Below are 21,719 nucleotides of genomic sequence, written 5' to 3' on the forward strand. Positions count from 1 at the left end.
TACTTCTCTCAACATACAAATGGTTTACCCATTTCTTCATATAATGAAAGTACCGGAAGTCCGAGTTTTTCATTAATATTCTCTTTTTTAATTTTCTTAAATTTGATTTTTTCGCCTTTTCTAGTTTCAACCAGCATATCAATGTTGTGTTTTGAAATGGCTTCTGATAAAAATGGAGCTGCATTTTCGTAATTATCATCAAAGTTGGAAGTCTGGCTGACAATTTCGAATGAGAAATTATCGCTCAAAAATTGCTGTACATCTTTTACGTGAATGCTGGCGTCGGCATTTTCGATATAAAGTGCTTTTGTAAAAACATCTTTATTAATTTCTGTACTTAAATGAAGGATTGGACATTTTTGGTTTCCAGCCAATTGTACAAAATATTGGTGTATTTTTTTAGTTTCCTGTTTATAAGAATGTGTCAGAATAACCAGTTTTACGGCAAAAACTTCGATAATACGTTTTAATATTGGAGCTGATATTCCGTATTGATTGTGTACTTTAAGTTTACAATTTGGCGTGTGATCTATAATATATCTGCACGTTTCTAGAACTTCTTCCTGACTTCTGGTAAGTCCAGATCTCATTTCTCTTAAAAAACTTGAAGACGAAAAAGTGTCTGGTGCTTCTGAAACTAAAACTAAAATAATTTCTGCATCAGTATTTTTCGCCTGATTAACCGCTGATTTTACCGCACAAATCGTATCATCTTTTAAAGTCGTAGGTATTAGAAAATTTTTCATATGTATAATCTTTTAGTTTATACATACAAAATAAGCGCAGTCAAATTAGAGACTTCTTAATCTAAAATTAGAATTTTCTAAGATTAAACATTAGATTTTTTAATGTTGGATTTTTTAAAGATAATTGTCACAATAGTTCCTTTATTCTGTTCAGACTGAACTTGCATTTCACCATCGTGCATTCTGATAATTTTGGATGCTAATGGAAGTCCCAAACCATAACCGATATATTTTGTCGCAATTTTTCCTCTAAAGAAAGGCTCGTATAAATGCGGAATATCTTCTGGCGGAATACCGATTCCGATATCGTTGATCGCGATTTTGATCATTTCATGATTGGCAGAAAGGGTTACAAAAACCTCATTATTATCCGAATATTTAACGCCATTTGTAATAATGTTATTAATTGCCAATTCTAACAAAGGTTTATTACAAGGCAATAATAATAAATTTGAATCTTCTGGGGCGAAATTAAGTCGAATGCTTACACGGTTATCCGGATAGATTTTATCTAAATCCGATTTTACTTCCAATAACAATTCATCAATTCGGGCAACGTCAGAAACTTGTTTTTGTCCGTCATAACCCGTTTGTGTCAATTTCAAAAGGCTTTCGGTTAAATTTCCTAATCTTGAAGCCTGACTGTAAATATTCTCTAATGACTCAACATATTCATGCTTTTCGCGCTCTTTTAAAAGCATAATTTCGGCCTCGGCAATAATTGTCGTTATTGGTGTTTTTAATTCGTGAGAAGCATTATTAATAAAATTGGCCTGAATTTCAAAAGACGTTTCCAATCGATCCAGCATATTATTAAAGGTATTCGTCAGATCTGATATTTCATCAGAATTTCGAACCTCAGGAAGTCTATTATGAAGATTAGAAGCACTGATTCTCTTTACTTCTTTGGTAATTCGCGCAACAGGATTAATAACGCGTTTGGCTAAAAATCGTCCTAATAAAAAAGCTAAAATAACAAAACCAATACCGCCAAAAACCATGATTTTGACAATATATACGATTGTGTCTTTTCCTTTTCTGTCTCTTGCGCCAACAATTACAATGTATTTTTGTTCGTTTTCCTGAAAAATCTGACCGAGATAGTACTTGTTATCTCTTTCAAAGGAATCCTTGCCCGTACTTAAAATATTGGTATAAAATGAATTGGGAAGATTTAAATTGGTATTATAATCAAAACTATTCTGGCTGTTGATTTTTAATACATATTCTTCTTCCTCGATTAATTCTTCGAGTCCGTTTTTTTTAAGATTCTTATAATACCTGATTTTTTCAGGATCTTTTTGAAAATGAATAGAAGCAACAATTTTTGACCTGTCATCTAAACGCTTTAAAAAGTGGTATCGGTTGTTTTCTCTAAATAAGAAAAACACGATAATACACAAAAGCGAGGTGCTAAAGGTTGAAAGAGCTACGTAATTAAAAGTAATTTTTTTTCTTATATCCATTTTATGGCTTTATAACATACCCCAAACCTTTCATAGTATGAATCAGTTTGGTTCCAAAAGGCTTATCAATTTTTCTTCTCAAATAAGTAATATATACATCTACAACATTGGTATTCATATCAAAATTAATATCCCATACATTGTCCAGAATCTGATCTCGGGAAACAATTCGATCTTTATTTTTTGCTAAATAATACAAAAGTTTAAACTCTTTGGCAGTCAAAATAATGTTTACACCACCTCTTTTAACCGATTTTGCGCGTCCGTTAATCTCTAAATCTGAAATTATAATGGTATCAATTTTTTCTGTGTCTTGATTTGATCTTCTAAACAATGCGTTTACTCTTGCATCTAATTCACCAAATTTAAAAGGCTTTACAAGATAATCATCGGCACCAGAATTAAGGCCTGTTACAATATTTTCGGACGTTCCTAACGCGGTCAAAAGTAAAATAGGCACAAAATTCTTTGCTGCTCTCAATCTTCTGCAGATCTCGATTCCGTTAATATCTGGAAGCATTACGTCTAAGATTACAACATCAAAAGTATAATTGTGGATCATCTCTAAGGCAGTTTTCCCATCCATGGCCACACTTACTTCATTATTGTTCTCGGCAAAACCTTTTCGCAGTATAGATAATAGATTTGGTTCGTCTTCGACTATAAGTAATTTCATCTCCAGAAGTTTGTATATACAACAAAAATAAGGATTGAATTTAACATAACCATCACGACTTTAGAAATTATCCGCAATTTGTGCAAATAAAAAAAGCAGACTCGTAAGTCTGCTTCTTTATAAATTATTTTTAAGAATAAAATTCTTAATTTTTAAAATTAAAGCTCACAACAGCCCCAAGTCCAAATTGAAAAGTTGATATATAATCATCGACAACAACTGGTCCAACCCAATATGACCAATAATAGCTCTCCCCGACCGCCGCCGACATAGATTGCAAATATGCATTAAGATTTACGGAAACCGATGAAGCAGTTTTAATTTTTACACCGCCTTTTATATCCTAGGCAAAATAAGTACCACTTCCTCCTTGGGGATTTTCTACAATACCAACCCCTGCACCTTTTCAACATATTACATATTAAAAAACATAAAAAAAGCCGTCAATAAAATGACGGCTTGTTATTAAATTATTTATATAAAAATCTATTTTGTTATAAATTTAGGATGGATCAAGTTTTCTAAAGAATAGATTTCATCCCATTTTTCCTGCGTGATTAATTTTCTTTCTACAACCGTAATTTGGTGAACACTTTTTCCAGTTTTTAAAGCCTCGCCAGCAATACTAGCACTTTCTTCATAACCCAAAATCGGATTCAATTGCGTAACGATTCCGATACTGTTCATCACCAAGTTATAACAATGATCTACGTTTGCTGTAATACCGACGATACATTTGTCAATTAAAGTCTGAATTGCATTAGAAAGATAATCTAACGAAGTAAACATTGCAAAAGCAATAACGGGTTCCATTACATTCAATTGCAATTGTCCTGCTTCTGCTGCCATTGTAACAGTTAAATCCTGACCAATAACATAAAAACAAGTTTGGTTAACAACCTCAGGAATTACAGGATTTACTTTTCCAGGCATAATTGAAGATCCTGGTTGACGAGCTGGAAGATTAATTTCGTTAAATCCAGTTCTTGGTCCAGAACTTAACAAACGTAAATCGTTACAGATTTTCGAAATCTTAACAGCAGAACGTTTTAAAGTTCCCATAATCTGCACGTAAGCACCTGTATCTACAGTTGCTTCGATTAAATCTGGAGAAAGCGTTAAAGGAATTCCAACCTCATCGGCCAGATATTTTACGCACAATTCTGGATAACCTTCTGGCGCATTGACTTTTGTACCAATTGCCGTTGCTCCCATATTGATTTCTAATAATAATTCCTGCGCATTTTTAAGACGAATAATGTCTTCTCCAATGGTAGTGGCGTACGCTTTAAATTCCTGACCTAAAGTCATCGGAACAGCATCTTGCAATTGCGTTCTTCCCATTTTCAAGACTTCTTTGAACTCTTCTCCTTTTTTAGCGAAAGCAACTTCTAGACCTGCAAAAGTTTTAATAAAGCTTTCCATTTTAAGATACAAAGCAATTCTAAAAGCCGACGGATAAGCATCGTTTGTAGATTGTGAACAGTTTACGTGATTATTTGGATGTAGAAATTGGTATTCTCCTTTTTTATGACCTAAATATTCCAAACCAATATTAGCGATAACCTCATTGGCATTCATGTTTACAGAAGTTCCAGCACCACCCTGAATCAAATCGCTTACAAATTCCTGATCAAATTTTCCCGCAATAACCTGATCGCTTCCGTGACAAATTGCTTCTGTAAGTTTAGGATCTAAAGCGCCACAATCTTTATTTGCCAAAGCAGCTGCTTTTTTCACATAACCTAAAGCTTTAATAAACAAAGGTTCTTTTGAAATTGGAATACCGGTAATATTAAAATTCTCAACCGCTCTAAAAGTCTGGATTCCGTAATACAAATGATTCGGAATTTCTAATTCTCCCAAAAAATCATGTTCTTTTCTTGTTGCTCCCATATATAAAAATAGATCAATTTTAAAGTAAAAAATAAGTGTAAAGCTACAGTATTTTATGCATTAAAAATGTGAATGAAATCAAAATGATTTTTAATTTTCTAGGGCTTTTTTTATTCTAAAGTAGTACCTTTTCACTCTCAAATAATTTTTGAAAAAGTTGAAAAAAGAGAGTGAATATTTTCTTGATAAAGAATACAATACAATTATTTACGCCAAAGACGATCTGAATTTTAAGGATTTTGAGTGCTGCGTTTTTAATAATTGTAATTTTTCTGCATGCACTTTTCTAGCCGTAACTTTTATTGACTGTACTTTTAATGATTGTATTTTTAGTGAAGCCAAAATTAATTATGTTGCTTTTAGAGGTGTTACTTTTTATCGTTGCGAAATCAAAGAAGTTAATTTTGCAATGTGCGATAAATTGATTTTTGAAGTTCATTTTTATGACTGCATTTTGGACTTTTCGAAATTTTATACTTTAAAAATAAAAGGTACAACTTTCAACAGCTGCAGTCTTATTGCCGTTGATTTTATGGCTGCAGATTTAACCGAAGTTCTTTTTGATAATTGCGATTTATACCGCTCAGAGTTTTCAAAAGCAATTGCGAATAAAGCTAATTTTAGAACAAGTTTTAATTATACTATTGATCCATCAAAAACAAAATTAAAGAAAGCTGTTTTTTCTTTGAAAGAAGTAAAAGGGTTATTGTTTAAACATGATGTGATTGTGACGTAGTAAATAATACGCGAATAAAACGGATTTGCTATCGCAAAGACGCGGATTTACACAGATTTTAAAAATCTCAATTGCCTCCAGCTTTAGTTGGAGGTTTTTCAAATAAACAAGAAGGGCTTTAGCCAAATATAAGTTTTGGCTAAAGCCTTTTTTGCATTAAAATTCTATACCCACAGCTAAAGCTGTAGGCAATTCATATATTCAATTAAACAATCGTTTTTAAATCAGTGTAAATCCACGCCTTTGCGATAGCAAATCTGTCTTATCCGCGTTCAAAATTTGGCAGTTTTTCAAAAAATCAAATTCGCTTTCCCATTACATAATCCTCCATTAAGTACCCGTTTCCAATTTCTATATCAACGGTTTCTTTAATTTCGAATCCTAGTTTTTTATAGAAATTCAAAGCAGTATTAAAACGATTTACATTTAATAAAAGTTCTTTTGAATGGTTTTCTAAAGCCATTTTCTCAATTTCATCAAAAACAATTTTGCCGAAACCTTTTCCTTGCGTTTCTGGTAGAAGATAGATTTTATGAATTTTGGTTACAGCTTCGTTTTTATAATTATGTTCGATTCCGATAAAACCAATTATGCCATCAGCATCTGAAATTAAATAAAATAACTGTTCTTTATTCTGAATTTGTTTCGTTAGAGCTTCATCAGAATAAATTAAATCTAACATATACTCTAATTGTGCAGCGGTTAGAATTTCGCCATATGTTATAGGCCAAGTAATATTTGCAATCTCTTGAATTATAGCAATATTTTCAATTGATGCTTCGGTAATTGTAATCATATTATTTTGTAAAAACTTGATTTTCTTGTTCGCTTACGCGGATGAAAGTCGTTCGTTTTGTTAATTCCTTTAATCTTGAAGCGCCGACATACGTACACGTGCTTCGAATTCCTCCTAAAATATCTAAAACCGTATAAATCACATCGCCTTTAAACGGAACCTGAACTGTTTTTCCTTCGCTTGCGCGATATTCTGCAACGCCGCCAGCATGTTTATCCATTGCTGTTTTCGAACTCATTCCGTAAAATTGTTTGAATTTTTCACCTTTAATCTCGATTAATTCACCACCGCTTTCGGTATGTCCAGCAAGCATTCCTCCTAACATTACAAAATCGGCTCCAGCGCCAAAAGCTTTAGCAACATCGCCTGGAGTTGAGCATCCGCCGTCACTTATGATATGCCCGCCTAAACCGTGCGCAGCATCAGCACATTCTATAATAGCCGATAATTGCGGGTAACCAACACCTGTCTTAACACGTGTAGTACAGACAGAACCTGGACCAATCCCAACTTTTACGATATCGGCTCCAGCCAAAAGCAATTCTTCGGTCATTTCGCCTGTAACGACATTTCCTGCAATGATAATCTTATCGGGATATTGTTTTCGGGTTTGTTTTAAAAACTGAACAAAATGCTCTGAATAACCATTTGCAACATCAATACAGATAAACTTTAATAAAGGATTTGCAGTAATTATTTTTCCGATTTTATCAAAATCTTCTTTTCCTGTTCCCGTACTAACGGCAATATAATTATAGAAATCTGGGCTTGCATCATTTAGAAAATGATTCCATTCTTCTAAAGTATAATGCTTATGAATAGCTGTAAAAAGCTTTTCTTTTGCCAAAACCTTGGCTATTTCAAAAGTTCCAACGGTATCCATATTGGCCGCCATAATCGGAATTCCTGTCCAATTTGCCGTGCTGTGCAAAAACTTAAAATTTTGTTCTAAACTAACTTCAGATCTACTTTTAAGCGTTGATCTTTTGGGTCTAAACATGACATCTTTAAACCCTAATTTTAAGTCCATTTCTATTCTCATAGTTCGAGATTTTGGTTACTCTCAAATATAGGGAATTTTAGATTTTAGAATGTAGATTTTAGATTAATATACTAAACGTTTATTTTGAACGCGGATTAAACTGATTCGCTTTCGCGAAAACGCGGATTTGAAACTGATTTTTTAAAATTATTTCTCAGAGATTCGCAGAGATTACTCAAAGATTCACAAAGTTTTTTTAACTTGAAACCTGAAACCAAAATAAACTTGAAACACAAAATTTACCCGTGAATCGTTTCTCCTTTTCCGTAATTGGTAATGATTGATTCTTCAAATGCTAACCATTCTCTCCAGCGTTTTTCTACATCGATTCCAACTCCATATTTACGTGCGTAAGTGATAAAAGTTGTATAATGTCCTGCTTCACTTTCCATTAATTCTCTATAGAAAACAGCTAATTCTTCGTCTTGAATATTTTCAGATAAAACTTTGAAACGTTCACAGCTTCTGGCTTCGATCATGGCAGAGAATAAAAGTCTTTCAACAAGACCCGAAACACGGCTTCCGTCGCCGCTTTTCTTCATGTATTGGTACAATTCGTTAACGTAATCGTCTTTACGCTCGCGTCCTAATTTTAATCCGCGTTTGATGATGATATTATGAACCTGCTCAAAATGATCGATTTCTTCTTTGGCTAAAGCCAATAAATCTTTCACTAAATCTTGATGTTCAGAATTGTTTGTGATAATCGTAATCGCGTTTGTTGCTGCTTTTTGCTCGCACCATGCGTGATCGGTCAGGATTTCTTCAATGTTTTTCTCAACAATATTTACCCATCTTGGGTCGGTTGGTAATTGTAATCTTAATACGCCCATGTTATATTTTGTTTCAGGTTTATTTTGTTTCAGGTTTCAAGTTTCTGCTTCATGTTAGTTAAAACGAAAAAAGTTTAAAGTTTTGCTCTACGTTATATTTCCGCATTACAAAACTTTAAACTTGAAACCTGAAACTTTAAACTTTATCTTAGTATTTGAAAATCGGTCTTTCGCTCATCATTTCGTTTACTTCAGCAGCTACTTCTTCGATAAGATCTTCGTTGGTATGATCAGAAATAACTTTATCGATTAAAGCTACGATAGTTTCCATATCAGCTTCAACTAAACCACGAGTTGTGATTGCAGCTGTTCCTACACGAATACCAGACGTGATAAATGGTGATTTATCATCAAATGGAACCATGTTTTTATTTACTGTGATTTCTGCTTTTACTAATGCATTTTCTGCTTCTTTACCAGAAATATTTTTATTTCTTAAGTCAATAAGCATCATGTGGTTATCAGTTCCGCCAGAGATAATTTTGTATCCTCTTTTTACGAAAGCATCTGCCATTGCATTTGCATTTTTCTGCAATTGCATAGCGTATGTAAAGAATTCATCTTTTAATGCTTCTCCAAATGCAACCGCTTTAGCAGCGATAATGTGCATTAAAGGTCCACCTTGATTTCCTGGAAAAACAGCTAAGTCTAATAATGAAGACATCATTCTGATTTCTCCTTTTGGAGTTGTTAATCCTTGTGGATTTGGGAAATCTTTCCCCATTAAGATCAAACCTCCACGTGGTCCTCTTAATGTTTTATGCGTTGTTGTAGAAACAATATGACAATGTGGAATTGGGTCATTCATTAATCCTTTTGCAATAAGACCTGCTGGGTGCGAGATATCTGCAAATAAGATAGCTCCAACGCTGTCAGCAATTTGTCTGAAACGAGCAAAATCCATATCACGAGAATAAGCAGAAGCTCCAGCGATGATTAATTTTGGCTGCTCTTTTGTAGCAATTTCTTGAATTTTATCATAATCTAAACGACCAGTTTCAGCATCTACACCGTAAAAAACCGGGCGGTATAAACGACCTGAAAAGTTTACAGGAGAACCGTGAGTTAAGTGACCTCCATGAGATAAATCAAAACCTAAAATTGTATCACCAGGATTTAAACAAGCATGGTAAACAGAAGTGTTTGCTTGAGAACCAGAGTGCGGCTGTACATTTGCGTATTCAGCACCAAATAATTCTTTGGCTCTGTCAATAGCAATCTGCTCAATAACATCAACTACTTCGCAGCCACCATAGTATCTTTTACCAGGATAACCTTCAGCATATTTATTAGTTAAAACAGACCCAGCTGCTGCCATTACTTCATCACTTACAAAATTTTCAGAAGCAATAAGTTCTAGTCCATGAATTTGTCTTTCTTTTTCCTCTTGGATAAGATCAAAAATTTGTTCGTCGCGTTGCATTTTTTCGTTTTTCGTTAATTTCCTGCAAAAATACAAAAAAACGTTTGCCATACTGCTAGATTATGATATATTTGACATGTATTTTTTCAACAAATAATTAACACAAGACATGCCGATAACCGCCAACGATACCAAAAGAAAATCATGGTTAGAAGTGCCAGAAAATAGCGACTTCCCTATTCAAAACATCCCTTTCGGTGTATTTCTTACCAAAGAAAATGTCGTTACTGTAGGAACTAGAATTGGCGATTATGCTATAGATTTAGGGGCTTTACAACAATTAAACTATTTTGAAGGAATAGATTTAACCGATGATATGTTTATGCAGGACACGCTGAATGATTTTATTTCTGACGGAAAAAAAACATGGCGTTTGGTCCGAAATCGCATCGCAGAAATTTTTGATGCCGAAAACCCACAATTAAGAGATTCCACAAAACATCGCGATATTGTTATATTTAAAATAGAGGATGTAGAAATGCAATTACCTGTTTTAATTGGCGATTATACCGACTTTTATTCTAGTAAAGAACATGCTACAAACGTAGGTAAAATGTTCCGCGATCCAGAAAATGCTTTATTGCCAAACTGGTTACACATTCCGGTTGGATATCATGGAAGAAGTTCTACAATTGTTCCGTCTGGAATTCCGGTTCACCGTCCAATGGGACAAACTTTACCAGTTGGACATGATACACCAGTTTTTGGCGCATCTCGATTGGTAGATTTTGAATTAGAAACTGCCTTTATTACGACTGATGTAAATGTAATGGGTGAAAATATTCCTACTTACGAAGCAGAAGATTATATTTTCGGAATGGTTTTATTGAATGACTGGAGCGCGCGCGATATTCAGAAATGGGAATATGTACCTCTTGGGCCATTTTTAGCCAAAAACTTTGCGACATCTATTTCGCCTTGGATTGTAACAATGGATGCTTTGGAACCTTTTAGAACTAAAGGTCCGAAACAAGATCCTACTCCACTTCCATATCTTCAAACAAAAGGAAAAAAAGCTTTTGATATTCATTTAGAAGTTTCATTAAAACCTGAAGATCAAGAAGAAACTGTTATTTCGAGATCAAATTTTAAATATTTATACTGGTCAATGAGCCAGCAATTGGCGCATCATACGTCTAACGGATGCCGTATCAATTCTGGTGATATGATGGGTTCTGGAACTATTTCTGGTCCAACTCCGGATAGTTTTGGCTCTATGTTGGAATTAACTTGGGGCGGAAAAAATCCGTTAAAGTTAAACGGCGGTGAAGAACGTAAATTTATTGAAGATAATGATACGGTTATTATTCGTGGTTTCTGCGAAAATAAAGAAGTAAGAATTGGTTTTGGAGAAGTTTCAAGTCAATTATTACCTCCTTTTATCAGACAATGAAGAGAAGATAGCATACATTAAAATAAAAAAGCTTGTTAGAATAAAAACTAACAAGCTTTTTTATTTTAGAATTATCTAAAGTTTTATTTCACGCAGATTTAAAAAGACACAAGCAGATTTAGCTGATTTTTTTAAATATATGATCAAAAAACTAATTAGATCTGTAAAACAAATATACAGAAAGAGTCCTTTAGTCCAAAAGCACTTTTACCCAAACCAATCGATGATCTGAACTTGATTCACGTTTTTCGACCAATTCTGACATTGGCTCACCTTTAGCTGGCCAGAATACACCATTATTGATTACCTTAAAACCAAGTTTAGAAGGCAATACATAATCAGCGCGCATTCTCCAAAATGCAGTATGATTAACTGCCAAAGGATTTTGAGGACTATGTTCAGCACCTCCTTTACTGGCAGGTATAAGTTCGCTATTTACTTTCGGGTTTTCAAGCAGTGACTTTATTCCTTCTGCGATTGCGTTTCCTTCAACCGGAGAAGCATTTTGGTCACCGACTATAACAAATTGAGAATTCGCGGGCAAGCCTCCTTTTACACCTTTATCATCATAAATGTACGAAGCAGCATCATCCGAAATATAGTCTTTCCAGAAGCGAATTTCATCATGATTTCTTTTTCCATTGCGATCTTCTGGACCATCAAAAGAAGGAGGAGTCGGGTGACTGGCTAAAATATGAACCGTTTTTTTGCCAATTTGAACAGGAACGTCCCAATGAGATTTGGATGATAACGGAAATTGTGCCCATGCCACTTTGCTATACCAATCTGATCCATCCGCCTTTTTAGTAAGTAATACGCCAGGCATATCTTTCCATTTAAAATTTTGAAAAGTACGAACCGCCTTAACATCAATAGGATATTTTGACAAAAGCACCATCGCGTATTGACCTGGATACATACCAAATCCCCAAGCATCACTTCCAAAATCTTCCAACTTTCCGTCATCGTTCAAATCGAAAGGACTTGGCTGACCCGTATTTACAGTTGAATAATAATAGTAAGGATAATCAATTGCCTCTGCACCGCCTTGCCCTACTTTTAAATAATTTTTAATAAAAGCCTTTACGCCAAGTTTAGGATTTTCAATATAATCAAACTCGTTTAGCAGAATAACGTCAGGCCTTACGGTCTGAATAATCTGCGCGATATTTTTGATTTGAGGATTTTTTCCTGAATTAAGTTCATTGATCAATATCTGCTCTGAGTTTCCTTTTGTTCCTCTTGGCGAATAATTCTCAGATTCCATACTTACATTGTAGGTAGCAAATGTAATTTCAGGATTTTTTTGTGAATCAATCTGTGAGAAAATTGCTCCGGAAGAAAGCAAAGAAAGGACGAAAAATATTTTATTCATATAATAATTAAAGCTGCATTTCTGCATTGTTGAATGCACGAATATAAGAAAGGTTGTTGAGACCCTCGATAGTTTATTATGTTAAGTATATGTCAAAAAAAAGCTGCCACTAAAAGTGACAGCTTAAATATTATAAATAGTTTTTATTGGTAAATGAAAGAAATCCTTCATTTATCCAAAATCTATTTCATTATCAGTAAAAATTTACGCTGGAATTTGTTGACTTAAACAATGTAAAGTTCCAAATCCCCAGATAAAATCAATACAACTTATTCCGATTACTTCACGGTCTGGGAAACATTCTGATAAAATATTCAATGCCACTCTGTCATTGCTGTCGTTGAATGTCGGCACTAAAACGCAATTATTCAAAATTAGGAAGTTAGCATAACTTGCCGGCAAACGTAAATCTTCAAAATCAACACGTTTTGGCATTGGCAGCGCCACGATTACTGGTGATTTTCCATTTTCTAATTTTGCATTTTGAAGACGCTTCAAATTATCTTGCAATGGTTTGTAATTTGAATCGTTTTTATCAGTTTCTACAATCGTTACAATAGTATCTTCGTTTACGAATCGGCATAAATCGTCGATGTGTCCATGTGTGTCGTCTCCTTCAATTCCGTCTCCTAACCAAATTACATTTGTAACTCCTAGATATTCTTCAAAAACAGCTTCATAATCTTCTTTTGTAAACCCTGCGTTTCTAACCTGAATTGTTGGATGCATTAAACACTCTTCAGAAGTCAATAACGTTCCTTTTCCGTTTACATCGATCGCTCCGCCTTCTACAATTACTGGTTTTCCTTTGTACATAACCTGCGTTAACGGTACATCAATAAAATCAGCTACTTTACCTGGAACAAATTTATCTAATTGATAGTTTTTATATTTAGCCCAGCCGTTGAAATTAAAATTTAAAGCTTCTCTTTTTGAACCGTTTTTTACAATAATCGGCCCAGAATCACGCATCCAGCTTCTGTTGGTTTTATGAATAATAAAAGAAATATTTGCAAGATTAACGCGAGCTCTTTCAAGCATTTCGGCTACTTTTTCTTTTAGTTTTTCATCGGCAACAACCAAAAAAACAGTTTCAAAAGTCGCTACTTTTTTAATAAACTCTACAAAAGCCCACTGAACAGCCTCGTATTTTCCCGGCCAGTCATTCCCATTATGCGGAAAACATAATACAATTCCTTGTTGCTTTTCCCATTCTGCTGGAAATCTTCTATTATTTGTTGACATAAATTGATTTCTATTTTTAAGAGTTTACAAAGATAATCATTCGTAAGGATTATGAAAACCAAGCTTAATAAAACCGCGAATAAATTAATTTTAAAGACTTGTTTGGAATTTATTTTTCAATATGAAATGTAACTATATTTGTTCCAATCGCACTTGTATATACACTCATGAAAATACTCGATTTTTTAAAAAACACATTTAGCAAAAACAATAAAAATTATAAACGAAATTTAGCGTTACTACTATTCTTTGCGCTATTTCTTCTTTTTAGCAACATTGAAATTGCATCATTATTTTTTGGAGGCGGATTTATTTATGGTGGATTTTATATGAGAAATTATACCAAAAAGATCGAAAAAAACGGAATCAAAACCAAAGCTAAAATTGTTGATTTTAAAATTGTGGAAGTAAAAAAAAGAAGACGATCAAACTATCCTGGAAAAAGTGGTTATGAAAAAATCAAACTTTATTTTCCAATTGTAGTGTTTAAAGATAAAAATGAGAATGAAATAACTCATGAAGTGGATTCAAATACAAATTTTAGACAAGTCAACGATTTAATTGATATTATATATCTAAATAGCAGTAATGGATATCAAGTACTAATTGACAGCAATTGGAGAATGTCACAATTCTATATTATATTGATACTAATTGGTTTTTATTTTTTCGTAACTGGTTTATTTGCTGCGATAAGCTGGCTTTCAATGTGAAAAATTTAAAAATAGTTTCTTCAAATTAACTTTTCCCTTGAAATATCTTCCTAAAATTAAGTTAAAGATTAAATAATAAACTCTTAATATTCACTCTATTTCTCGTTGTTATTTTTGGCAAAACTAAAAACTAACACATGAAAAATTTATCAATCTCATTATTAGCTGTATTATTTATACTTGCCAGCTGTAATAATGACGAGAACTCAAACAACGAACCAGAAGTTGTTGTAAATGAGAATCCAGCTACTTTTAAAGAAATTGGATCAATCACTATCGGCGGAGAAGCTGCTGCTGAAATTTCTGCATACTGCGAAAAAACAAAAAGACTTTTTACTGTAAATAACAGCGGTGTAAACCAAATTGATGTTATAGATATTACAGACCCGACAAAACCAGTAAAAGTTGCAAAAATAGATTTAGCTGCTTACGAAGGTGCCGCAAATAGTGTTTCGGTTTTCGACGGGAAACTTGCTGTTGCTTTAGAATCGACTGCAAATAAACAAGGAAATGGAAAAGTCGTAGTTTTCAATACTTCTGATTACAGCTTAATCAAACAAGTTACGGTTGGGGCTTTACCTGACATGGTTACTTTTTCTCCTGACGGAAAATTTATTATGACAGCTAACGAAGGCGAACCAAACACCGATTATTCTCAAGACCCTAATGGAACGATTTCTATTATCGAAACAGCTTCATATTCTGTAACAACTTTAGATTTTTCTTCTTTCAGCAGTCAGGTTGCAGCTTTAGCCAAAGACGGATTCAGAATCTCAAAGGTTGCTAAAAGTTTTGCTCAGGACATTGAACCAGAATACATTACTATTTCTGACGATTCAAAAACAGCTTGGGTAACTTTGCAAGAAAATAATGGCGTAGCAAAAGTAGATTTGACTTCTAAAACTATTACAGCTATTTATCCTTTAGGTTTAAAAGACTTTAATACGACTGAAAACGCAATTGATGTAAGTGATAGTGATGATAAAGTTGCATTTAATCCTTGGAAAGTAAAAGGAATGTATATGCCAGATGCTATCAGCCATTTTTCTGCTAACAATGTTCCTTATTTCGTTACTGCAAATGAAGGTGATGCAAGAGAATATACTGCAAATACTGACATTAAGAGAATGAAAAACATGAAATTGGACGCTACTGTTTTTCCTGATGCTGCTACTTTAAAATTAGATGCTAATTTAGGAAGATTAAATCTTGTTGCTGATATGGGAGATACAGACGGCGATGGTGATTTGGACGAAATGGTGAGTTTTGGTGCGCGTTCTTTTTCTATCTGGAACGGAAATACTGGAAAAATTGTTTACGACAGTAAAAATGATGTTGATAAGAAAACATACGAATTAGGCACTTATGACGATAAACGAAGCGACGACAAAGGTTCTGAGCCTGAAGCTGTAGTTGCAGCCAAAATGGGAAGCCAAAATATATTATTTGTAGGTTTAGAAAGATCTGATGCTTTTATGACTTATGATGTTACAAATCCAGCTTCTCCTCAGTATTTACAGACTGTAAAAACAGGCGATGCACCAGAAGGAATTTTATTTATTCCAGCTTCTAAAAGTCCGACTAAGAGGAGTTTACTGGTTGTAAGCAGTGAAGGAGACGGGTCTATAAAATTCTATCAGCCTGATTTGAAATAATCTAAATTTTATCAAAAATTAAAAAAGAACAAAATATTAAATTTTGTTCTTTTTTTTGCTTTTTATTGTGCTTTATTTAAGCATTTTACATAATTAAAAGCCAAAACATGGAAATTATGTAATAGCATATAGAACACATTCTAAAACACGTGGTCTAATTTTGCTCATGAGTTTAAAATAAAAACAATTAAATTTTTGATATCATGAAAAAGAAATTAGTATCCGCCTCATTATTATTACTATCATTCGCCGCTGGCGCACAAAATATGGCTACCACATCTGCAAAGCCTTCTGTTGATCAGCCAGAATACAACAAATGGTCTATTGAACTTAACGGAGGTGTTAACAAACCAACAAGAACAATGACTCCTGGATACACTACCGAAACTGCAAACTTCTTTCACGGAGATTTAGGTGTAAGATATATGTTCAATCCAAAATTCGGTTTGAAATTAGATGTTGGGTATGACCAATTTAAAGAGAAAAAAAATACTCCAGATTTTGAAAGCAGATATGTTAGAGCTAGTTTGCAAGGTGTTGTAAACGTTGGACGTGCATTGAACTTTGAAACATGGACCAATACTTTAGGACTTTTAGCACATGGTGGTTTTGGAGTTGCTCAAATCAGCACTGAAACTGGTTTTGGAGGACAAGATTATGTAGCTCACGGAATCGCTGGTTTAACTGGACAAATCAGATTAAGCAACAGAGTAGCTTTAACTGGGGATCTTACAGGAATTGTTAACGGTAGACAAAACTGGAACTTTGATGGAATGGGAAATACTACAACAGGTTCTTTTGATGGAGTTTTATTGAATGCTTCTGTTGGTTTAACAGTTTACTTAGGTAAAAATCAAAAACATGCTGACTGGTATTCTGAAGAAAATGAAAGACTAAACAAATTAGAAGACAGAGTTACTACTATCGAAACTAATCTTATTGATACTGATAAAGATGGTGTTGCTGATTTGTATGATTTAGAGCCAAATACAATTGCGGGAGTTGCTGTTAACACAAAAGGACAGTCTATTGACACTAATCAAAATGGTGTGCCGGATGAATTAGAAAGTTATTTAGACAAAACTTACGAAAAGAAAGGTGCTGGAACTGCAACAAACAATACTGTTGAAGAATTAATCAACGGTGGTTATGTGAATGTTTATTTCGATTTTAATTCGTCTAAACCAACAAACGCGTCACTTTCTGGTGTTGATTTCTTAGTGAAATACTTGAAAAACAATCCTGGAAAATCTGCTGATATTATTGGTTATGCTGACGAAATTGGAAACACTAACTACAATACTGAATTATCAAGAAAAAGAGCTGAAGCTGTGAAAAAAGTAGCTGTAAATGCTGGAATTGATGCTTCTAGATTAAATGTAGTTGCTAATGGTGAAGATACTTCTGTGAATAAAAATTCTAAAGAAGCTCGTCAAATCGTGAGAAGAGTTACTTTCCAAGTAAAATAAATTCTTGTTATATATATTTTTTTGAAAGGACGGTTTCTAGTTTGAAACCGTCTTTTTTTATTGCATTTGAAAGACAAAAAAAAAGGACAAAATGTATATTTTGTCCTTTTACTGTTTAAAATAAATCGATATTATTTATCAATTGCTCTTTTTGTAATATCTCCAAAAGCATCAATTCTTCTATCTCTAAAGAAGGGCCAGTTTTGACGAACATTTTCTTGTAAATCTAAATCAACCTCAGCAATTAGGATTTCTTCTTTATCATGAGAAGCCTGAGCTAAAATTTCTCCTTGCGGTCCAGCAATGAAAGAAGCTCCCCAGAACTGAATTCCTTCTGTTCCGTCGATGTATTTTTCAAGACCGATTCTATTCGCTGCTGCAACAAAAACTCCATTTGCAACTGCGTGACCTTTCATTACATTCATCCAAGCACCATATTGGTTTTCTCCGTATTGTTCTTTTTCTTTTGGATGCCATCCAATTGCTGTTGGGTAAAATAAAACTTCTGCACCTTTAAGCGCTGTAATACGAGCCGCTTCTGGATACCATTGATCCCAGCAGATTAATGTTCCAACAGTTCCTTTTTTAGTTTCAATTGCTTGAAAACCTAAATCTCCTGGAGTGAAATAGAATTTTTCATAGAAGTGCGGATCGTCTGGAATATGCATTTTACGGTATAAACCAGCTTCTGTACCATCAGTATCAATGATATAAGCACTATTATGGTAAATTCCAGCCATTCTTTTTTCAAAGAAAGGAACAATAATAACTACTCCAAGTTCTTTTGCCAATTCGCTGAAAGCAATAAATGAAGTACTGTACAATGGCTCTGCTAATGCAAAATTATCTACATCTTCACTTTGACAGAAATAATGACTGCTATATAATTCTGGAAGTAAGATCACTTCTGCACCTTGACTCGCAGCATCTCTTACCCAGCTGATACATTTCTTAAGATTATTTTCGGCAACATCATTCAGATTTAATTGAATAACCGATACTTTATATTTTCTTTTCGCCATGACATAAAATTTAGAGTGCAAAAGTAGTAAATTTTGAAGGAATGGCAAAGTATACTGGAACATCAGATTTCTAAGCAACATTTTTTATTAACAAAAATTACATTACATAAAACAAAACAATTATTAATTACTATATATTTGTTCAGTATTTTAAGGTTAATTATCAATATTCTATTAAATCTATGGCAAAAAACTACTTTTTCACATTATTAATTACATTTATATCCTTGTGTGCTTCGGCGCAATGTCCTAACGGCATCATTTTCAACAATCAAGGAATGGTTGACTATTTTGCAGTTCAATATCCAAACTGTACAACTATAAACGGAGATTTAATTTTAGATTCGGATGCGAGCGGTCATATAAACAATTTAAATGCCCTAAATAAAATCACAAAAATAACAGGAAATCTTATTGTTACACAACATAACATCACTGTACATAGTCTCTCTGGATTAGAAAATCTGACTTATGTAGGTGGGAAAATTTATATTGTTGATACTTGGATGGACGATATTTCTCCTTTAAAAAGCCTTAATTATGTAGGTGGAGATGTTGAAATTAGCGGTAATCATATTCGCGATTTTTCTCCATTAAATACTCTTACCTACATCGGCGGCAGTCTAACGTTGACTAATGATTCAAATTACTGCAGTGCTACTGGATTAAAATTAAAAGTAACTAATATTCCAGGCAATTTGTCTTATTATATTGAATGTATTAATGATACTGACGCGAGTCCACTGGCTTCAATAAAAACTGTAGGAGGAGATTTCAATATTGCTCATCAAAAAATCACTGCATTAGGTTTAAATGCCCTAGAATCAGTAGGAGGCATTTTTAGCATTCAATGCCCGTCATTAAATACTTTAGACGATTTAACTTCTCTAAAAAGTCTTGGCGGACTAAGCATTCAAGGTTCTAAGATTACTACTTTGAATGCATTCAATAAAATTACAACATTACCAAAGGGTCTATATCTTTCGTCAAACGAAAAAATAAACTCACTAGCAGGATTAAACAACATAAAAACAATTAACAATCGATTAGATATTGAAAATAACAACACATTAACTTCAATCAACGAACTGGCTAATACAGATTTTAAAGGTCTAACTTATTTAGAAATTTCATCAAATAAATCTCTTTCTATGTGTCAGGAATTAAATGTATGCAATTATTTGGCTTCTGGAAATGAAAGTTACATAAGAGGAAATGCAGGCGGATGTGCTGATTTTGACAAATTGATAGAGACCTGTAATTCAACATGGAAAAACACAATATCAGGAACGGCTAAAATTGATCTTGACGGAGACGGATGCGGCGGATTAAATGATCTGCCGATGGCAAACAAAATGATTCAAGCCACAAATGGCACAGACACCTACAGCACTTTTACAGATTCTAAAGGAGCTTATAAAATGTATGTTCCAACAGGCAGTTATACAGTTTCTACAACTGTTTCTCAGATTAATTATAGCTTAACTCCTCCTAATATACGAGTTAAATTTCTTGGAGTTGGAGAAAAGGCAATAGCTGATTTTTGTGCTGCTCCAATTAAAATTTTTAACGATGTTAAAGTAACTATTGCACCAAATGTGAGTGCACGTCCGGGATTTGAGATATCATATATTATAACATATAACAATAAAGGCACTAGTGTCATGAACGGAAATGTCGATTTTTCTTTTGACAATACAAAAATGACTTACTTAAATTCATCTGAAGAAGTAAGCGCAGAGTCAACTGATAAATTATCTTGGAATTATACTAATCTTTTACCTTTTGAATCACGAAAAATTATTGTAAAATTTAAAATTCTTCCTCCGCCAATTGTAAATAGTAATGATATTATTAAAACATCAGCTGTAATAAGTCCACTTCAGGATGATTATATCATAAGTGATAATACATTTACACTAAATCAGCGAGCTGTCAATTCTTACGATCCAAATGATAAATTAGCTTTGGGAGGTGATACTTATATAAAAGAAAGTTCTCCAGCTATCGTTTACATGGTTCGTTTTCAAAATACGGGGACAGCATCTGCCATAAATATCAAAATTGAAGATGTATTTGATGCACAATTATCGGCTAGTTCAATTGATATAATAGCAATGAGTCATCCCGGAAGAATTGAAATTAAAAATAATAAAGCCGAATTTATATTCGATAATATAAATCTTCCTGACAGCAAAACAGATGAACAAAATAGTCATGGTTATGTCATTTTCAGCATTTATGCTAACTACAATATTCCTCTTGGCTATACCATTAACAATAAGGCTTCCATTTATTTCGATTATAACGCACCAATAATTACCAATACTTTTTCGATTTTAGTCGGCAAAGATACCGACAAAGACGGTATAATAGATGCAAGGGATAATTGCCTTTTAACAGCCAATCCAGATCAAGCAGATGTAGATAGTGATGGTGTTGGTGATGTTTGTGATGATAATTTTGAAGTTTATCCTCCTTATTCTATCGGTTTCGATGCTGAAACTTTAGATTCTTTCTGGAAAACATATAAACAAAATGCAACGTATGCTAAAGTAAGTGTTAGTAATTTAAACGATGTTGATGGCAACGGAAAAACAATTGAATTAAACTCAAGCTCATCATACTACTATCAAGCAACGCTTATCAGCCCGAGATTATTTAAACTAGCGGCTTCAAGCCAAATTTCGTTTTGGGGCAAGTCTACTAGTACCCAATATAACGATTATCAATATCTTTCGTTCGGATTTATGACGAATCCTGCCGATCCTGCAACATTTACAAAAATGGGCAACATTTCTCCTAAAACAGATATGACGCTCTATACTGTCGACATGAAAGATTATAAAGCTTCTTATGGACAGTATTTTGCTATAAAGGCTATTGGTAAAACTTTTTATGTAGATGATTTTAAATATGTAGATCCTACTTTGAATAATATTGAGAATCAACTAAGAACATTTAAGATATACCCTAACCCAGTACAAAATGTTCTTTATATTGAAAGTCCTGAAAATAAAATTGACCTCATAAAAATTTATAGTATAGATGGAAAAGAAGTAATCAGATTGAAAAATACAGAACACCAGTCTTCACTAGAAATTTCGACTAGCAGTTTAAGCCACGGAATGTATTTATTAGAAATAAATTCTGAGGAGAAAAAAGAAATTCAAAAGTTTATCAAAAACTAAAAATTTTATTATAAACATAAAGAAACCATTTTGCAAATTAGT

At 33.5% G+C, this 21,719-nt stretch carries 17 protein-coding genes; 6 read left to right on the plus strand and 11 right to left on the minus strand.

Annotated features, from left to right (window positions below; translation table 11 throughout):
* Window positions 1-8 precede the first annotated feature (8 nt).
* From ACFSC2_RS23350 to aspA, 4 genes are all read right to left on the minus strand, one after another.
* Window positions 9-746 (minus strand): adenine nucleotide alpha hydrolase family protein, encoded by a 738-nt coding sequence (locus ACFSC2_RS23350; RefSeq protein WP_379813512.1) that lies wholly within the window; start codon window positions 744-746, stop codon window positions 9-11.
* An 83-nt stretch (window positions 747-829) separates the two neighbouring features.
* The gene (locus ACFSC2_RS23355) at window positions 830-2,212 is read right to left on the minus strand and encodes an ATP-binding protein (RefSeq protein ID WP_379813513.1); all 1,383 of its coding nucleotides are present in this window, start codon (window positions 2,210-2,212) and stop codon (window positions 830-832) included.
* A gap of 1 nt (window position 2,213) precedes the next feature.
* Window positions 2,214-2,888 (minus strand): response regulator transcription factor, encoded by a 675-nt coding sequence (locus ACFSC2_RS23360; RefSeq protein ID WP_379813514.1) that lies wholly within the window; start codon window positions 2,886-2,888, stop codon window positions 2,214-2,216.
* Between the two features lie 486 nt (window positions 2,889-3,374).
* The gene (gene aspA, locus ACFSC2_RS23365) at window positions 3,375-4,784 is read right to left on the minus strand and encodes an aspartate ammonia-lyase (RefSeq protein WP_379813515.1); all 1,410 of its coding nucleotides are present in this window, start codon (window positions 4,782-4,784) and stop codon (window positions 3,375-3,377) included.
* Window positions 4,785-4,941: 157 nt separating this feature from the next.
* On the opposite strand from aspA, the gene ACFSC2_RS23370 reads away from it, so the two are divergent.
* A complete protein-coding gene (locus tag ACFSC2_RS23370) occupies window positions 4,942-5,520 on the plus strand; it encodes a pentapeptide repeat-containing protein (RefSeq protein WP_379813516.1) in 579 nt (192 codons plus the stop codon).
* A gap of 298 nt (window positions 5,521-5,818) precedes the next feature.
* Here ACFSC2_RS23370 and ACFSC2_RS23375 read toward each other — a convergent pair whose 3' ends face one another.
* The 4 genes from ACFSC2_RS23375 to glyA all read right to left on the minus strand — a co-directional run bounded on the left by ACFSC2_RS23375 (window position 5,819) and on the right by glyA (window position 9,614).
* Complete coding sequence (locus tag ACFSC2_RS23375) at window positions 5,819-6,316, minus strand: GNAT family N-acetyltransferase (RefSeq protein WP_379813517.1); 498 nt, start codon at window positions 6,314-6,316, stop codon at window positions 5,819-5,821.
* A gap of 1 nt (window position 6,317) precedes the next feature.
* Window positions 6,318-7,358: a GMP reductase gene (locus tag ACFSC2_RS23380; RefSeq protein WP_379813518.1), complete on the minus strand. Its 1,041-nt coding sequence runs from the start codon at window positions 7,356-7,358 to the stop codon at window positions 6,318-6,320.
* Between the two features lie 239 nt (window positions 7,359-7,597).
* Complete coding sequence (locus ACFSC2_RS23385; RefSeq protein WP_110346392.1) at window positions 7,598-8,191, minus strand: MiaE family protein; 594 nt, start codon at window positions 8,189-8,191, stop codon at window positions 7,598-7,600.
* 148 nt (window positions 8,192-8,339) lie between these two features.
* Window positions 8,340-9,614: a serine hydroxymethyltransferase gene (glyA, locus tag ACFSC2_RS23390; RefSeq protein WP_379813519.1), complete on the minus strand. Its 1,275-nt coding sequence runs from the start codon at window positions 9,612-9,614 to the stop codon at window positions 8,340-8,342.
* A gap of 109 nt (window positions 9,615-9,723) precedes the next feature.
* On the opposite strand from glyA, the gene fahA reads away from it, so the two are divergent.
* Window positions 9,724-11,007 (plus strand): fumarylacetoacetase, encoded by a 1,284-nt coding sequence (fahA, locus tag ACFSC2_RS23395; RefSeq protein WP_379813520.1) that lies wholly within the window; start codon window positions 9,724-9,726, stop codon window positions 11,005-11,007.
* Between the two features lie 190 nt (window positions 11,008-11,197).
* On the opposite strand, the gene ACFSC2_RS23400 is transcribed toward fahA, so the two are convergent.
* Both ACFSC2_RS23400 and ACFSC2_RS23405 read right to left on the minus strand, forming a co-directional pair.
* Window positions 11,198-12,382 carry an endonuclease/exonuclease/phosphatase family protein gene (locus tag ACFSC2_RS23400; RefSeq protein ID WP_379813521.1) on the minus strand — a complete coding sequence of 395 codons (1,185 nt, stop codon included), beginning with the start codon at window positions 12,380-12,382 and terminating at the stop codon, window positions 11,198-11,200.
* A gap of 204 nt (window positions 12,383-12,586) precedes the next feature.
* Window positions 12,587-13,627, minus strand: a complete 1,041-nt coding sequence (locus ACFSC2_RS23405) for an agmatine deiminase family protein (RefSeq protein WP_379813522.1) — start codon at window positions 13,625-13,627, stop codon at window positions 12,587-12,589.
* Window positions 13,628-13,794: 167 nt separating this feature from the next.
* On the opposite strand from ACFSC2_RS23405, the gene ACFSC2_RS23410 reads away from it, so the two are divergent.
* The 3 genes from ACFSC2_RS23410 to ACFSC2_RS23420 all read left to right on the plus strand — a co-directional run bounded on the left by ACFSC2_RS23410 (window position 13,795) and on the right by ACFSC2_RS23420 (window position 17,464).
* Window positions 13,795-14,340, plus strand: coding sequence for a hypothetical protein (locus tag ACFSC2_RS23410; protein WP_379813523.1), 546 nt, complete (start codon window positions 13,795-13,797; stop codon window positions 14,338-14,340).
* A gap of 137 nt (window positions 14,341-14,477) precedes the next feature.
* Window positions 14,478-15,995: a choice-of-anchor I family protein gene (locus tag ACFSC2_RS23415; RefSeq protein WP_379813524.1), complete on the plus strand. Its 1,518-nt coding sequence runs from the start codon at window positions 14,478-14,480 to the stop codon at window positions 15,993-15,995.
* A gap of 203 nt (window positions 15,996-16,198) precedes the next feature.
* Entirely contained in the window at window positions 16,199-17,464 is a 1,266-nt protein-coding gene (locus tag ACFSC2_RS23420) for an OmpA family protein (protein ID WP_379813525.1), read from the plus strand.
* Between the two features lie 131 nt (window positions 17,465-17,595).
* Here ACFSC2_RS23420 and ACFSC2_RS23425 read toward each other — a convergent pair whose 3' ends face one another.
* Window positions 17,596-18,486, minus strand: a complete 891-nt coding sequence (locus tag ACFSC2_RS23425) for a carbon-nitrogen hydrolase (RefSeq protein WP_306157815.1) — start codon at window positions 18,484-18,486, stop codon at window positions 17,596-17,598.
* 182 nt (window positions 18,487-18,668) lie between these two features.
* Between ACFSC2_RS23425 and ACFSC2_RS23430 the strand changes: the two genes are divergently transcribed.
* On the plus strand, window positions 18,669-21,677 hold the full coding sequence (locus ACFSC2_RS23430; protein ID WP_379813526.1) for a DUF7619 domain-containing protein: 3,009 nt from the start codon (window positions 18,669-18,671) through the stop codon (window positions 21,675-21,677).
* The last annotated feature ends 42 nt before the right edge of the window (window positions 21,678-21,719 follow it).

It is taken from the genome of Flavobacterium artemisiae, from assembly GCF_042678225.1.
Lineage (GTDB): Bacteria > Bacteroidota > Bacteroidia > Flavobacteriales > Flavobacteriaceae > Flavobacterium > Flavobacterium artemisiae.

Excerpts from the sequence above, each read along its gene's own strand:
- ACFSC2_RS23350 (WP_379813512.1), bottom strand. The coding sequence starts at position 746 with ATGAAAAATTTTCTAATACCTACGACTTTAAAAGATGATACGATTTGT.
- ACFSC2_RS23355 (WP_379813513.1), bottom strand. The coding sequence starts at position 2,212 with ATGGATATAAGAAAAAAAATTACTTTTAATTACGTAGCTCTTTCAACC.
- ACFSC2_RS23360 (WP_379813514.1), bottom strand. The coding sequence starts at position 2,888 with ATGAAATTACTTATAGTCGAAGACGAACCAAATCTATTATCTATACTG.
- aspA (WP_379813515.1), bottom strand. The coding sequence starts at position 4,784 with ATGGGAGCAACAAGAAAAGAACATGATTTTTTGGGAGAATTAGAAATT.
- ACFSC2_RS23375 (WP_379813517.1), bottom strand. The coding sequence starts at position 6,316 with ATGATTACAATTACCGAAGCATCAATTGAAAATATTGCTATAATTCAA.
- ACFSC2_RS23380 (WP_379813518.1), bottom strand. The coding sequence starts at position 7,358 with ATGAGAATAGAAATGGACTTAAAATTAGGGTTTAAAGATGTCATGTTT.
- ACFSC2_RS23385 (WP_110346392.1), bottom strand. The coding sequence starts at position 8,191 with ATGGGCGTATTAAGATTACAATTACCAACCGACCCAAGATGGGTAAAT.
- glyA (WP_379813519.1), bottom strand. The coding sequence starts at position 9,614 with ATGCAACGCGACGAACAAATTTTTGATCTTATCCAAGAGGAAAAAGAA.
- fahA (WP_379813520.1), top strand. The coding sequence starts at position 9,724 with ATGCCGATAACCGCCAACGATACCAAAAGAAAATCATGGTTAGAAGTG.
- ACFSC2_RS23400 (WP_379813521.1), bottom strand. The coding sequence starts at position 12,382 with ATGAATAAAATATTTTTCGTCCTTTCTTTGCTTTCTTCCGGAGCAATT.
- ACFSC2_RS23405 (WP_379813522.1), bottom strand. The coding sequence starts at position 13,627 with ATGTCAACAAATAATAGAAGATTTCCAGCAGAATGGGAAAAGCAACAA.
- ACFSC2_RS23410 (WP_379813523.1), top strand. The coding sequence starts at position 13,795 with ATGAAAATACTCGATTTTTTAAAAAACACATTTAGCAAAAACAATAAA.
- ACFSC2_RS23415 (WP_379813524.1), top strand. The coding sequence starts at position 14,478 with ATGAAAAATTTATCAATCTCATTATTAGCTGTATTATTTATACTTGCC.
- ACFSC2_RS23420 (WP_379813525.1), top strand. The coding sequence starts at position 16,199 with ATGAAAAAGAAATTAGTATCCGCCTCATTATTATTACTATCATTCGCC.
- ACFSC2_RS23425 (WP_306157815.1), bottom strand. The coding sequence starts at position 18,486 with ATGGCGAAAAGAAAATATAAAGTATCGGTTATTCAATTAAATCTGAAT.
- ACFSC2_RS23430 (WP_379813526.1), top strand. The coding sequence starts at position 18,669 with ATGGCAAAAAACTACTTTTTCACATTATTAATTACATTTATATCCTTG.